Annotated in this window: 13 protein-coding genes; 6 read left to right on the forward strand and 7 right to left on the reverse strand. The window is 54.5% G+C overall.

All coding sequences use genetic code 11. The features are described from left to right. The first annotated feature begins 9 nt into the window (after window positions 1-9). Window positions 10-336, forward strand: a complete 327-nt coding sequence (locus ABD735_RS11660) for a thioredoxin family protein (protein ID WP_344806567.1) — start codon at window positions 10-12, stop codon at window positions 334-336. On the opposite strand, the gene ABD735_RS11665 is transcribed toward ABD735_RS11660, so the two are convergent. After that, window positions 337-2,232 (reverse strand): monovalent cation:proton antiporter-2 (CPA2) family protein, encoded by a 1,896-nt coding sequence (locus ABD735_RS11665; protein ID WP_344806569.1) that lies wholly within the window; start codon window positions 2,230-2,232, stop codon window positions 337-339. Beyond that, window positions 2,229-2,798 (reverse strand): hypothetical protein, encoded by a 570-nt coding sequence (locus ABD735_RS11670; protein WP_344806571.1) that lies wholly within the window; start codon window positions 2,796-2,798, stop codon window positions 2,229-2,231. The genes ABD735_RS11665 and ABD735_RS11670 overlap by 4 nt, the downstream gene beginning before the upstream one ends. Before the next feature lie 187 nt (window positions 2,799-2,985). Here ABD735_RS11670 and ABD735_RS11675 point away from each other — a divergent pair, with 187 nt between their 5' ends. Continuing rightward, the gene (locus ABD735_RS11675; RefSeq protein WP_344806573.1) at window positions 2,986-3,693 is read left to right on the forward strand and encodes a type 2 periplasmic-binding domain-containing protein; all 708 of its coding nucleotides are present in this window, start codon (window positions 2,986-2,988) and stop codon (window positions 3,691-3,693) included. Window positions 3,694-3,703: 10 nt separating this feature from the next. On the opposite strand, the gene ABD735_RS11680 is transcribed toward ABD735_RS11675, so the two are convergent. Both ABD735_RS11680 and ABD735_RS11685 read right to left on the reverse strand, forming a co-directional pair. Further along, window positions 3,704-4,645, reverse strand: a complete 942-nt coding sequence (locus tag ABD735_RS11680) for a sodium-dependent bicarbonate transport family permease (protein WP_344806575.1) — start codon at window positions 4,643-4,645, stop codon at window positions 3,704-3,706. An 88-nt stretch (window positions 4,646-4,733) separates the two neighbouring features. Beyond that, window positions 4,734-5,645, reverse strand: a complete 912-nt coding sequence (locus ABD735_RS11685; RefSeq protein ID WP_344806577.1) for a LysR family transcriptional regulator — start codon at window positions 5,643-5,645, stop codon at window positions 4,734-4,736. A gap of 230 nt (window positions 5,646-5,875) precedes the next feature. Here ABD735_RS11685 and ABD735_RS11690 point away from each other — a divergent pair, with 230 nt between their 5' ends. Together ABD735_RS11690 and ABD735_RS11695 are read left to right on the forward strand one after the other, a co-directional pair. Next, entirely contained in the window at window positions 5,876-6,454 is a 579-nt protein-coding gene (locus ABD735_RS11690; RefSeq protein ID WP_344806579.1) for a hypothetical protein, read from the forward strand. After that, complete coding sequence (locus tag ABD735_RS11695; protein WP_344806581.1) at window positions 6,454-7,542, forward strand: rhomboid family intramembrane serine protease; 1,089 nt, start codon at window positions 6,454-6,456, stop codon at window positions 7,540-7,542. Before ABD735_RS11690 ends, ABD735_RS11695 begins: the two co-directional genes overlap by 1 nt. A 44-nt stretch (window positions 7,543-7,586) precedes the next feature. Here the strand turns inward: ABD735_RS11695 and ABD735_RS11700 are convergent, their stop codons facing one another. Next, window positions 7,587-8,450, reverse strand: coding sequence for a M23 family metallopeptidase (locus tag ABD735_RS11700; RefSeq protein WP_344806583.1), 864 nt, complete (start codon window positions 8,448-8,450; stop codon window positions 7,587-7,589). 300 nt (window positions 8,451-8,750) lie between these two features. Next, window positions 8,751-10,226, reverse strand: coding sequence for an ice-binding family protein (locus ABD735_RS11705; protein ID WP_344806585.1), 1,476 nt, complete (start codon window positions 10,224-10,226; stop codon window positions 8,751-8,753). Window positions 10,227-10,574: 348 nt separating this feature from the next. Here ABD735_RS11705 and ABD735_RS11710 point away from each other — a divergent pair, with 348 nt between their 5' ends. Then, window positions 10,575-10,856, forward strand: coding sequence for a YebG family protein (locus ABD735_RS11710; protein ID WP_344806587.1), 282 nt, complete (start codon window positions 10,575-10,577; stop codon window positions 10,854-10,856). Window positions 10,857-10,884: 28 nt separating this feature from the next. Here ABD735_RS11710 and ABD735_RS11715 read toward each other — a convergent pair whose 3' ends face one another. Continuing rightward, window positions 10,885-11,268 carry a DUF2750 domain-containing protein gene (locus ABD735_RS11715; RefSeq protein WP_344806589.1) on the reverse strand — a complete coding sequence of 128 codons (384 nt, stop codon included), beginning with the start codon at window positions 11,266-11,268 and terminating at the stop codon, window positions 10,885-10,887. Between the two features lie 279 nt (window positions 11,269-11,547). Between ABD735_RS11715 and ABD735_RS11720 the strand changes: the two genes are divergently transcribed. After that, window positions 11,548-13,494 (forward strand): sensor histidine kinase, encoded by a 1,947-nt coding sequence (locus ABD735_RS11720; protein WP_344806591.1) that lies wholly within the window; start codon window positions 11,548-11,550, stop codon window positions 13,492-13,494. The last annotated feature ends 138 nt before the right edge of the window (window positions 13,495-13,632 follow it).

Below are 13,632 nucleotides of genomic sequence, written 5' to 3' on the forward strand. Positions count from 1 at the left end.
AGACACGGCATGACGATGAGCACCCACTACGAGCCAAGTGAACCTACACGCGCAGAGATGGAAGCGATGGATGGGCCAGCGGTCCTGGAATTCGGCACGCCCTGGTGTGGCCATTGCCAGGCTGCGCAGCCTCATCTCGAAGCTGCGCTGGACACGCATCCAGAGGTGCCGCACATCAAGATAGAGGATGGCAAAGGCAAGCCTCTGGGCCGGTCATTCAAGGTGAAGCTCTGGCCGACGCTGGTCTTCCTGAGGGATGGGCAGGAGATCAACCGCCTGGTCCGGCCAATCAATGATCGAACAATCCGGGAGGCACTGGCCTCGATCACAGCCTGATCAGCGTTCCGTATCTGATTCTGGTGGCATCCATATTGGCGCCTCTCTCTGCTCTGGCGTTTCCCAGTCCTGTTGCATCGCACTACTCAAGGCCTCTTCCAGTTTCATGAACAGCTCCCCATAGCGGGGGCTGAAATCGATGCTGCCATCCATCTCCTGCCAGGCCTGAAAAAGTTCATCTTCATGCGCTTTTTCGTTGTCCACGAATGCGGCGGTCATCTGCCTCGCTCGAAGTGGATGAACGCCCATGGCCGTGAGCGCATGGCTGCCGGCCTCGAGCGCGGAATGATAGGTCTCACTGACAATATCATCGGCGCCAGCGACGCGTAACCGGTATCCATGACCACGGTCAAAAGCCCGCGCGAGTATCCAGACGCCGGGATGATACTGTTTCACGTGCTGTACCATTTCGACCGCACGCTCCCGGTCATCTATTGCCACGACCAGCAAACGGGCGTGCTCTATTCCTGCGGTTTCCAGCAGGTCCGAACGACTGGCATCGCCAAAGAAACTCTTGATATTGATCTGACGCACATTTTCGATCTGCGCGATCTCATGATCCAGCACCACGATGGGGATATTGTTGGCACGCAGCAAGCGACAGACAATCTGGCCAAAGCGACCGACGCCAGCGACGATGACCGGGGCCTGCTCATCGATAGTATCGGCTTCCCTGCCCTCATTCTGCGCACTTCGGTATCTCGGCAGGACTACCCGGTCGTACACTATGAACAAGGCCGGCGTGAGGAACATGGAGAAGGCGACCACTACAGAAAGAATCTGAGACGTTTCAACGGCAATGACCTTATTCTGCACACTGTAAGTCAGCAGAACGAAGCCAAACTCACCAGCCTGGGCGAGACTCAGCGTAAATAGCCAGCCGTTACTACCCTTGATGCGAAACAACAGCGCGAGCCCAAGAAGAATGCTGGCCTTCACGACTATGACCGCCAGACCTAGCGCGAGGATAGTCCCCCACTCCGCTGCGAGGATGTCGAAATTGATGCCGGCACCGACAGTAATGAAGAACAGCCCCAACAGCAGGCCCTTGAAGGGCTCCAGATTAGCCTCGAGTTCGTGGCGGAATTCGCTGTTCGCCAATACGACCCCGGCAAGAAAGGCCCCAAGCGCGGGCGACAGACTCACCAGCCCCATCAGCGCCGCAATTCCTATCACAAGCATGAGGGCCGTAGCCGTGAAGACTTCGCGAAGGCCCGACTGCGCGACATATCGAAACAAGGGTTTGCTCAGAAAAATTCCGCCAACGATCACAGCACCGATTGCGCCAATGACTACCAGCGCATGAGCCCATCCCGGCAAATGTTCGACCAGATTTATGCTACTGGCATGCGCATCGGCCTTGTCACCGAGACCTGCCAACTCGGGCAAAGCCAGCAATGGAATGAGGGCGAGCATTGGAATGACAGCAATATCCTGGAACAACAGAACAGAAAAGGCACTGCGCCCGCCTTCGGTTTTAACCAGGCCCTTTTCGTTCAAGGTCTGCAATACAATGGCTGTAGATGAGAGTGCGAAGATCAGACCTGTCGCTAGCGCGGTCTGCCAGGCCAGGCCCAGCCAGATGGCGATACCCATTCCCGCACCGGCTGTCAGGGCAACCTGCAATCCGCCCAGCCCCACCAGACGCACCCGCATGGCCCAGAGTGCCTTTGGATCCAGCTCCATACCCACCAGGAAGAGCATCATCACTACACCGAACTCGGCAAAGTGCTGAATGGTGGTGGTCTCCTGCCCCACCAATCCCGTGACAGGCCCAATAACGACCCCTGCGACGAGATAGCCGAGCACAGATCCAAGTCCCCAGCGCTTGGCCAGTGGCACAGCTATCACTGCCGCAATGAGGTAGACGAAAGCTTGAATAAAATACTCGGTCATCGCAGCGCTCCGGCACCTGGATCAGGGGGAGGATCCTGTAATTCGTTGAACTGGTCTCGATAATCATAAGACAGCGGCAAGCGTGCTTTGGGCACCGAATTGATTGCCCAGGCTTTCAGAGCGTCGCTGGCGATCCGTGAGCCGGGCTGCCGATGCAGATAGACCGACAGGACAGGCTCATCAGGGCAGACCTGCCAATCATCAGCCGATCCACATCGATAATGCAGTACGCCCACGGCTTCGATAGTGTCTGGGCAGGACAGTACGACCGCTGCTTTCTCAGTGCAGCTATCAGCTCGACAGGCGCTCGCCATCACCAGTCCTTCGCTTAGCGTCCTGATCCTGTCGGGGGGACCGCCCAAACCAGTCAGCGCCTGTTCCACTAAAAGTTCGTCTCGTCCGAAGAGACTCGCTCGCGTCGTACCATGGAATGCGTGTAGCGCAGCGACAAAGGCTTCGTTCCACACCAGCTGATTTGTATTGGAGTGCTCGCAGAAATCGCTCGCATTCGTAACGCGCGTTGTCGTCACCAGAAGCATCAACAGGCTCAGCCTGATTGTTGTCATATCCACTCCACCGCCCAATTTGCCTGCACGGGTGATACTGATACGCGGTACTCAAGCCTGCAGTCAAGCTGAAAAACAATGGATATGAGTCACCAGCATGGACCAGCGATCATTCGCAACTTATGATAACAATAAAAATAAATACCGGGAGCCGGATGCTCCAGCCTATATTCCAAGGGAACACGCCATGAATAGACTGTTGTTGATGTTCGTACTGTTCACGGCGGCCGCCGTCACGGCGACAGCTTTTGCGCAGACATCGGCGCTTCCCGCTTCAACCATCGTTAAAGTCCTGACTATCGAATATCCTCCTTTCACCAGCGAAGCCATGCCGACGCAGGGCACCTCATTCGCCATGCTGCGGAAGCGTCTGGAAGGCTCTGGTATTGAAATTGCGCCGCGCTTTTTACCTCCGGCACGATTACAGCAAACCATGGACAACGAGGCCTGGCATGCCTCTTACGTCCCTCAGCCCAATGCTGCGGCTTCGACTGTCAGGCTCGTGCTTCAGGATGCAAATTTCATCTATGGGCTTTTTCGTGTCAGGGAAAGCTCGGCCTTTGAATGGACCGATCTGTCCGAACTCGCCGGCAAGCAGATTGCAGTGACCCGCTCACTCAAGCTGGAAGCCTATAATGCGGAGTTGGTGAGCAAGGGCGCCCACCTCGTTTTCATTGATGATATATCACAGGGCTTTCGCATGCTGGAGCACGGTCGTGTCGACTATGTGCTCGCCATACAGGAAACCGGCTGGTACGTGATGGACACCCTGAAAATGAAACGGCAAAACTATCAATTTTCCGACAGCGCCATCGATCGCTTTCCCTATGCAATTTATATCAATCAGAGCACGCTGGAAGGACAGGCCTTGTTTCGAGCGCTGACACTGAAATAAATGCCGTCAGCTAGCCCGACATCATTGAAACATATCCGTGATAGAGACCTATCCCCAGCAACACATTAAAGGGAAAAGTCACGCCCAGCGAGGCGAGCATTGCCAGTCCAATGTCGGCATCCGGGATGGCATGTCGCACCGCGACAGGTGCTGCTATATAGGACGCACTGGCCGTGAGCGTGGCCAGTATCACCACGCTACCGTGTTCCAGTCCGAGGGCAAGTCCGGTAAGCAGGCCAGGCACCGCAAGAATCGGCGGCATGACCAACGCGAAAGCGATGACCCGCCAATGCTTCAGTCTCAGACCTCTCAGCGTTTCGGCCGCCACAAGGCCCATTTCCAGCAGGAATAGCGACAGTACCGCAGAAAATGCCCCGGTCAGGGTATTGGTAACACCGTTGCCATTCTCAGGGCCGTAGAGCGCACCAACAACGACGCCGCCAACCAGCAGTACCACACTGCGGTTGGTCAATGTTTCCTGCCAAAGCGGCACGCTTGCGCTGTGCACAGACGCAGCCTGCCGACTTCGGAAATACCAGAGCCCGGCCAGTATCGCAGGGAGTTCCAACAGCACCAGGTAGAGCGTTACCTGTCCGCCCAGGGGGAGCCCTCGCGCCTCTACCCACGCCAGCGCGACGGCGAAAGTACCCGCACTGACCGAGCCATAATGCGCTGCAAAGCTGGCCGAGTCAGCAATGTTCAGTCCAACAAGATGACGCAGAATCGGGATCATCAGCAAGGGAAGACTGAAACCCAATGCTATGACACCCAACACTTCAGGCAACAGGTGCCATCCAAGGTTGCCGTGAAGCGCCATGCCACCCTTCAGGCCGATGGTGAGCATCAGTAAAAGGCTCAGGATATCGTAAGCAGCCTTGGGGATAGTCAGATCAGATTTCAGGGCCCCCGCTACAACACCCAGGAGGAAGAACATAACAATGATATCTGGCACGAGAGATCCTCTGATTCAACGCTCGGCGACATCATCGCTGAAGACAGACCTCGATAAAACCAGATTTACCAGAATAAACAGATCGTTTTTAACGATGAATTCCGCTCTCGAACAGGGTCGCAGGTCTGCATATGGCCTTGACGCCCTCATGCAGAACTGTGCGGCCTCTAGTGACCGCAAACAACTCTTCACTCACTTCATCGATACTGGCGATTTTTTCAACTTCGTACTGGCGACAAACCTCAGCACTGATGACGGTCGGCGCTGCAAACACGCCCGCTCCCTCCCGGCCAAACACCTTGATAAGCGCACTGTCATCAATCTGGGCGACCAATCGCATGCGGATACCTGCGACGGAAAACCAGTTCATCAGCTGGTCGTAGTATGGCGCGTCGGTGGCATTGGCAAGAAAGGGCTCACCTTCAAGAGATGCGGGAAAATTATCGCGAAGCCGGCTGGCCATCTCAGGCGATGCGAAAAGACTGATGGTAGACCGCATGATCGGATGCACGGTCAGGCGTGTCTGATCGTCGAGATGGGGCATGCGATCTGTCAAAACGACGTCGAGTTCCTGTCTTTTCAGCCCAAGCATGAGATCGGCGGTGCGTCCCGTCTGACAGTGCAGGCTCACCGGTCGATCGAGTGCAAATGCTGGCTGCAGAAGATGGTAAGCGATGAGCTTGTGTATTGAGGCAGAGACCCCCGCTGACAACGAAATCGGGCGTTCGGCTGACGGCAGCTTGAGCGCTTCGGTGAGCTCAGCCGTAGTCGCAAAGATGTCTTCGGCATAGCCGTACACCATTCGCCCCAGGTCCGTCAGTACCAACGAGCGGCGCTCGCGTCGAAACAGGCGCGCACCGAGAGAAGCTTCGAAAGTCGCCAGTTGACCGCTCAGGGTCTGCGGTGCAAGGTCGAGGACTTCGCTGGCTTTGACTATTGAGCCTTCACGGCTGATAACCCAGAAGTACTGGAGATGACGGAGATTCAGTTGCTCAGGCATGGCTAGACATCGGCAATACTCTCGCAGTCCCTTAAGTTGTGAAGCATCCATCATGCAGCGTTCATTCAAGTCTGTCACTCCAGCGCTTATTCTCGGCGCTACCAGCGGCATATTAAGCCAAAACCGTCGACTGTGTTCTGGAACTCAGCTACTCAATCCCTTATGCTCCCGCGCCTCAGGAGAACGCCCCTGCCACTCAGGCAGACCGGGCATCTACAGGGAAGCAGTACATGAAAGCCCCCATTCAGAAAATCAAACAACTCGATCATGGCGATCTTCAGAAGTCCGGCTTTTGGGTTTCGCAGGTCTTCGTTGTCCTGGCGACGATTATCGGCGTGTATCTCGCTGCCAATGCTGGTCTCGAGCAGGCCATCCGCTTTGACAGCATCATCGCCAAGGAGCACAACTACTACCTCCGCGCGTCGCTGCACGATGAACTGCAAGACAATGCCAGGGAACTTCGCGGCTACGTGAAAGACGTCCTCGGACGGAATCCGGCAAATCTCAAGGATCAGCACCCGGCCCTGTCACAGTTTGTGTGGGAGACCATGCGCTTTTCGCCGGCGACGCTAGAAACACCGAGTCTGTTTCTCACCGAGGGGCGCCGTTTCTATGCGGACACTGCCAGCATCATCGAGAAGGTGGAAAACCACTTTTATGGTGCCACCTATGCAGCCAAACTGTTGACCGAGTTGCTGGACAGGATGGAGCAGGACACCTTACCCAAACTGAAGGCGAATTATCAGGCACTGGGCGAAAGCCTCAAGGCCGATGGCGTTCAGATCGAACTACTCAAGGAAGACAGCTGATGTCAGGAAAGAAGTATTGCCCCCAATGCCGAACCGCCCATCTGACCATAAAGGACTATGACGGTGAAGAAGTGGATATCTGTCGTCAGTGTGGCGGTGTATGGTTCGAAAAAGCCGATCTCGACGCTCTGGTAGCCGCCAAGTGCCAGCGGACAGATTACGGCGACTATGTTGCAGACCTCGGGCCGTCACTGGACTACTCCAATCGAGAATGTCCGGACTGCAGTCATGGCATGCAGATCTACCATCTACTGAACGACTATCATGTCGATATCGATGTGTGTAGGGCCTGCGATGGCGCATGGGTAGCACGTGATACCGTATCAAAGGTTGTCAAATCAGCGGCGATCAAACACGCCATTCAGGACATGAATCAGTCTACCTCGTGGAAGACCTGGGTGTTCGAGGCGCTTCTGCGCATGCCGGTGGAATACAACGTCAAACCCCGAATCACCCCCTGGGTGACGATCGCACTGGTGATTATCAATTCGCTGATTTTTATCTCGTACGGTTTTGACCTCCACGCCACAAATATGATCTTCGAAAACTTCGCCCTGGCCCCTGCCGTCGTGCAGGAAGGTAACGGCTTATGGAGCTTTATTACAGCCACATTTCTTCATGGCAGCATGCTCCACCTCGCTGGCAACATGTATTTCCTGTGGCTCACTGGCGACAATCTCGAGGATGCCCTGGGCCACGGTCGCTTTCTCGCAATTTATCTCGTCTGCGGCATATTGGCTGGTACCATCAGCGTATTGGCCAATCTCGGCTCCCCCATCCCTTCGGTCGGCGCCAGCGGGGCCATAGCTGGCCTTTTTGGCATGTACCTTCTCTGGTTCCCGAAAGCGAGCATGACCTTCATGTTCGTGGTATGGCAGAAGAAGCTGGCGGTCATGTGGTACTTCGGCATCTGGTTAGGCCTCAATTTCTTTGGAATGAGCATGGGCCAGGGTGGCGTGGACTACTGGGCGCACATCGGGGGTTTCGCTGTCGGCCTAACCATTGGCGCGGCTTTGCGTAAATGGGTCTGGACGCGAAATCCTTTGCTGGCTCATCTCGCAGGGCCCGAAGTGCAGGTCAAGCGTTAGTATCCGGCCGGGCATGCTCTGCCTGGTGATGCTCGACGCCGAGGTCATGGAGCGTCTACTGTGATGCGATCGTTGCGAACCAGAAAGCGACCATCGATGGTCAGCGCCAGCGGCTCTCCCCCAAGCATTGAGTCTTCAGGCAGTCCGCGCTGAGCATGCACATGCAGGTGCGGCTCTGAACTGTTCCCTGAATTCCCCATTTCACCAAGGCGTGCGCCAATCTCCACAGTATCGCCTTGCCTGACCCTGACGCTGTTCTTCTGCAAGTGAGCGAGGATGACGAAAAACTCACCGCAGTTCAGCGCGACGTAGTTGCCTGCCATATGTTGGCGATCCATCTGCGGCACCTGCATATCGGCTACGCCATCGACTACGAGTTCGATAGCGCCTGAACATGGTGCCAGCACAGGTGTTCCGAAGGTCGTGTACAGCGCCGGATCAGATGGCCAGAAGCCATTCATATGCAGTCCTGAAGGCTTGATTCTGAAAATATCCAGAGCTCGGCTTTGTCCCCGCCACAGACGATAGCGATCGACAGCAGGATCGAGTGTATGCAGGTGACTATTCACAATCGTGTCTGACCCGCCATTTGCGATGATATAAGTGCCCGGCCCGAAGGGCGGCGCAATGTCCACTATATCTACCGGTGGCAATTGGCGGCCTTGTATGGCTCTGACGCCAAGATAGCCGCCAGCGAGTCCCAGACTTATGGACACTAGAACAAGCACCGTATTCACAGGTCCGGCTGCCCACAAGGCAGTATCGGCTGGACGCTTACTGAAAAGATGCCAGCCAAGCACGAGACAATAGGCTACAGCGTAAAGAAACGGCACCCAAAATGGCGGCATGCTCCATAGGGCCGCCAGACCGAGCCCGAGCAAGGTCAACCCCACCGAAACGAATTGCATCGTAAAAGCCAGTCGTCCTCTGGCAGGTAGACACGCCAACCAGCATAACAGCAGGATGGGAAGCATCAGCTGCGTGATCAGCACCATCATCGGCATGAGTCAGCACTCGCGTTTTTACGCATGCGCAAACTTGAAGAAGGCCGGTCGTCAGTATCTGTACTATCCATTGCTACAGACTATGCGACCGTAGTAAACACCCGCAAGCAGTGACGCCATAAAAAAGGACCCAAATTTGGGTCCCTCGATTATCATGGGTTGCCGTGCAGACTTTCACTGGCAGCAATCCGTTATCATTCTGGCTTAAAGCGCAGGCGCTGTTACCGCATTGGCATCCAGCGTTACAGCAGATTGAGCCAGAGCCCGGCCGTTCAGCGTGGCGCCAGTCTTCACAACAATCGCTGTCTGGCTAAGGATAATGCCATCGAAATCGCTGGTCGTACCCAGAGATACAGCACCACCGACCTGCCAGAAGATGTTCTTTGCAAGCGCACCACCGGCCAGTATCAAGTCGACACCATTCTCAACAGTGAGGTCTTGAGCAATCTGGAAGATCCATACGTCGTTGGCGTCCCCGTTGAGCGTTACAGCAGAAGTCATCAATAGTGAGGTGCCCCACTTGTAGAGACCCGGCTCAAGAACCTGTCCGCTCACATCGCCTGCACCAAGCTCAGTGTAGTCAGGTGTCGTTCGGCTAGCGGCGTCGGTAAAGGCAATCTCCATGTCGCTGATTGCCGTCGTGAGTATTGCAGGTGTCGGTGGTGTCATGTCGGCTGCGTAGATTCTGCCTGTCAATATATCAGACGGCGTCGTCGCAAAAGTACCCGAGCTGTCGCGTGCTTGCGAAAAGCCGGTAATGAAGGTTTCAGCAGCCGGACTTATGGCGATATCCCCTATTATTTTGGTGGTACCTGTTGTTGAAATCATTGTCTTGGCGAGAATGACATAGTTGCCCGCTGTTCCAAGATTGACAGGTGCTGGGCCCATGGCGGGCGTCGTGCCAGTGGTGAAACTCCACACGAAACTTGCAGCCAGCGCGTTGGCTGCCAGATCCTCCGCACCAGTCGTGATGGTAGCGGTGTACTGAGTACTGAGATCCAGGTCCTGATCAGGATTGAACTGTGCAGTGGTGCCCGGATAGCTCACGACGCCAGGAACCGCACCGGCCGGACCAGTAAGGGTGAACGTGGTTGAGTTGATCGTGGCAGGATTCATCTTCTCACTAAAAACGACACTGACATTTCTGTTGGTCGAAACGTCCGTGTCCTGATCAGCAGCATCTGTGGAAGCGACTGCCGGCGGCGTAACATCAACGATCAGTCCGGTTGTGAAAGTCCAGACATAATTGTTGTCCATAGCTATACCTTCCAGCGACTTTACGTCGGTGCTAATAGTGGCCGTATAGACAGAGTCTCCGACTAAATTGCTTGTCGGATCGAAAGAAGCGGTGTTGGTGGCTGTATCCACCGTCACTGTACCTGTTTCGTCAGTCAGCCCCGCAGCGGCCAGCGTGAAACCGGCAGAACTGATGGAGTCAGCGTCAATGGCATTATTAAAGGTTGCTACCACCATGGTATTGAGCGCCACGTCGACCATTTTGTCGGCAGGACCAGTAGAGGCCACGGTTGGTGAGCCCTCGGTGGTGGTGCCATCCGTAGTACCATCTGTCGTCGGCGCTGTCCTGTTCTTGCTGTCACTACCACAGCCTGTAAGGCCTAGCGATATCGCCGCTACCAATGGCCATACAAGGTGTTTCGGATTTGTGTCGAATGCTTTCATCTGTTTTACCTGATAGTAACTGTTGTGCGGCATATGACAGGCCGCGATGGACGTTTCGCAGTGCCTGAAGCCGATATTTGAATCTTGCCGGGACGCGAGAGCACGTTTTAGATTTCGTAAAATCTTGGAGGGGAAAACGAAAGCCGGACTTAAGTTATAGGTCTGTATAGTCGGGATAGATATTAAAAAGAAAAACTATATGTGTTGCTCTTTTGAACAAAAGCGAGAAGTCCACAACCGGAAAAGCGGGCTACCAGGCGGTAGTGAAGCTGCAATTTATCCTTGCTGCCAGCCACCGGACACTGTATAAATAACCAGCCAAATTTATTGCCGGAAGGGTATTCGAACATGTCAGTACAGGCAGTTTACTATTCAGATAGGGATGGACTGGAAATGGCTTTGAAACAGCCCAATGAGCTCCTCTTCAACACGAAGGCTGAGGCAGATGCCCGCGACAGAGTATTGGAGCTGTCTGAGGAAATTCGTGAATATCTGCTCAAGAAAGTAGACGGTATGAGCGAAGAACTTGCTGACCGCTGCGCGCTGGTCATTGCTGAAGACAAGGACCTTTTTCAGAAAGCGTTCAAAAAGCCTCAGGTCTTGAGTGAGTCGAGTGCCGCACAGGACTAGCGCTTCGCCACGGCACCTGGAGAGCAACTCAGGGCTGTGACAGTTCTTCCTGGAGATCACTTTTCAGCTCGGATGGCGCCATCATCCAGACTGTAGCGTCTGAGCCCGGAAATACGCCTACCTGCAAACCATCGCGGGTCAGGCCGTCAATCCATTTTTTGAAGAACTCTGGAACTGCGATGCTCTTGGGTGCTAGGTCTGCAGCGTCCTCGCAATAAGCAGCGGCAAAAGCCCTGTCAGGCCAGACTGGCAGATATTCGATCCCATCATCCTCGTCATAGATCTTAAGAAACTGCTGATCGTTGTTGACCACAATCCAGATATCGCGATGTTCGCCTACTGCAGTGAGAAAATAATCATATCGCTCCTCACAGCTCGAGCCGAGAACACTGGCCATTTCATCCGTCTTCATACTCTGCCCTGATCCTTTTCCTGACTAACGTATCTGCCGCCAAGATTACACAGGATGTTACAGATATCCATCGCTTTTCCTGCGAGCTTCTTTCATCACTAAAGCACCTTTCCTGAATTACCTACGTACCTTGCTCATCATCTCGCCTTGCGCCGCACAGATCCACGTAAAATTCTCGGTTTAACGGCTCATATAGCTGGCAGCAACGGTCAGAGCAGTAGCAGGGCGTTCATGCGCCGTGTAAAGAATTTATCACGCCATAATTGTCGGATGAGTGCAGTGAACTCTCTTAAGCTAGGAACAGGCGAAATCGCAAGCCTGATCGAACAGAATGACTGGAATCGATCACCCCTTGGGGCGCCTGAAAGTTGGCCGCAGGCACTGCAAACCGTGGCGAGCCTCATGCTGAATTCAAAATTCCCCATGTTCGTCGCCTGGGGTTCGCAGCTCGGCTTTTTCTATAACGACGCCTATGCGGCTATCCTCGGCCAAAAACATCCAGCTGCGCTAGGCCAGCCATTCAAAACGATCTGGTCAGAAATCTGGAGCGATATTTCGCCCATCATTGATAAGGCTATGGCCGGCGAATCATCGTTTTTCGAAAACCTGCCACTTACCATTCTGCGTAAAGGCTTTACCGAACAGACCTGGTTCACCTTTTCCTACTCACCCGTTTATTGCGAGGCGGGACATGTGGCGGGGGTGTTTTGCACTTGCACCGAAACTACTCGACAGGTTTTAGCTGAGCGTGAACGCAAAGACGAAAATGACCGTCTCAGGGACTTCTTTCAGCAGGCACCCGGTATCATGGCAATTCTGCGTCACGCCAACCATACCTTCGAGCTCGCAAACACGGCTTACTATCAGCTGGTCGGTGGCCGGGACCTGGTCGGCAGGTCGGTACGAGAAGCCTTGCCCGAGGTTGAAGGCCAGGGTCTTTTCGAGCTACTTGATATCGTCTATTCAAGTGGCGAACCTTATGTAGGGCGTGCAGTACCTGTCAGACTCAGGCGTCAGCCAGGCGGCGAACTGGAGCAACGCTACGTCGATTTTGTCTATCAGCCGATCCGCGACAGCGCTGGCGATGTCAGCGGCATTTTCATAGAAGGCAGTGATGTAACGGAAGCCATAAGGGCCAACAAGGCCTTGCAGGACAGTGAGCAACGCCTCCGCCAGCTTGCCAATACGATTCCCCAGCTGGCGTGGATGGCGCAGCCTGACGGTTACATACATTGGTTCAACGATCGGTTCTTTGAATATACCGGCACTTCCCTGGAGCAGGTTCAGGGCTGGGGCTGGCATGTGGTCCACCGACCTGAAAGCGCGGCCGAGGGTGTTCAGCAATACAAGGCGCTCATTGCCGCCGGTGAACCTTTCGAAATGACCGGCCCCATACGCTCTGCCAGCGGAGAGTATCGGACATTCTTTACCAAGACTGCGCCGCTTCACGATGCAGCAGGCAATATCGTCCAGTGGTTCGGAACAAACACAGACATTCATGAAATTGAACAGGCTCAGGAAGAGCTGAGAGAGGCCAACCGCCGTAAGGACGAATTCCTGGCCATGCTGGCGCATGAGCTTCGCAATCCGCTCGCCCCCATCAGTACGGCGGCTGAACTGCTGAAATTACCCAATCTCGCCGCCAGACAAGTACGAGCCACTAGTGCAGTCATTTCACGGCAAGTCAGCCACATGTCTCAACTTGTGGACGACCTGCTGGACGTTTCACGAGTCACTCGCGGACTGGTTCATCTGCAGCGTTCGCAAGTCAGGATAAGCGACGTCATCGATGATGCAGTCGAACAGATTGACCATTTACTGACTGACAAACAGCAGACGCTCACCTTGTCGCGAGCCGAAACAGAGGACAAGGTATTCGGTGATCGCACCCGTCTCGTTCAGATTTTCTCGAACATTCTCAACAACGCCACTCGTTACACCGACCAGCAGGGCAAAATTCAAGTGGATGTCGTGCTGAATGCGGAAGACATAGAGGTTCGAATCAAAGATACCGGCATCGGCATCGAACCCCAGCTCCTGCCGCATATCTTCGACCTATTCACGCAGTCCGAAAGATCGCCTGATCGTTCACAAGGCGGCCTGGGGCTGGGACTGGCGCTGGTAAAAAGCCTGGTGGAACTGCATGGCGGCACAGTCAGTGCAAAAAATAACGAGACCGGGAAAGGCAGCGAATTCAGGGTCTCCCTCCCCCGCCACCCAACCTAATCTTTCAGGCATGTCGCCGTGTGTGACTGTATAACTTTGCTACGATTCAGATTCGAAGGCTATCGAGACCATAGGAAACTTTTACCTGACAGTGTTGGGAATTTTGTTAATGTCAGGGTATGGGTTCGTGCGGTGCCC

This window comes from Allohahella marinimesophila, assembly GCF_039538005.1.
Classification (GTDB): Bacteria; Pseudomonadota; Gammaproteobacteria; order Pseudomonadales; family Oleiphilaceae; genus Allohahella; species Allohahella marinimesophila.

What these genes read in the sequence shown, in the direction of transcription:
- ABD735_RS11660 (WP_344806567.1), top strand. Translation starts at nt 10, where the DNA reads ATGACGATGAGCACCCACTACGAGCCAAGTGAACCTACACGCGCAGAG.
- ABD735_RS11665 (WP_344806569.1), bottom strand. Translation starts at nt 2,232, where the DNA reads ATGACCGAGTATTTTATTCAAGCTTTCGTCTACCTCATTGCGGCAGTG.
- ABD735_RS11670 (WP_344806571.1), bottom strand. Translation starts at nt 2,798, where the DNA reads ATGACAACAATCAGGCTGAGCCTGTTGATGCTTCTGGTGACGACAACG.
- ABD735_RS11675 (WP_344806573.1), top strand. Translation starts at nt 2,986, where the DNA reads ATGAATAGACTGTTGTTGATGTTCGTACTGTTCACGGCGGCCGCCGTC.
- ABD735_RS11685 (WP_344806577.1), bottom strand. Translation starts at nt 5,645, where the DNA reads ATGCCTGAGCAACTGAATCTCCGTCATCTCCAGTACTTCTGGGTTATC.
- ABD735_RS11690 (WP_344806579.1), top strand. Translation starts at nt 5,876, where the DNA reads ATGAAAGCCCCCATTCAGAAAATCAAACAACTCGATCATGGCGATCTT.
- ABD735_RS11695 (WP_344806581.1), top strand. Translation starts at nt 6,454, where the DNA reads ATGTCAGGAAAGAAGTATTGCCCCCAATGCCGAACCGCCCATCTGACC.
- ABD735_RS11700 (WP_344806583.1), bottom strand. Translation starts at nt 8,450, where the DNA reads ATGCAATTCGTTTCGGTGGGGTTGACCTTGCTCGGGCTCGGTCTGGCG.
- ABD735_RS11705 (WP_344806585.1), bottom strand. Translation starts at nt 10,226, where the DNA reads ATGAAAGCATTCGACACAAATCCGAAACACCTTGTATGGCCATTGGTA.
- ABD735_RS11710 (WP_344806587.1), top strand. Translation starts at nt 10,575, where the DNA reads ATGTCAGTACAGGCAGTTTACTATTCAGATAGGGATGGACTGGAAATG.
- ABD735_RS11715 (WP_344806589.1), bottom strand. Translation starts at nt 11,268, where the DNA reads ATGAAGACGGATGAAATGGCCAGTGTTCTCGGCTCGAGCTGTGAGGAG.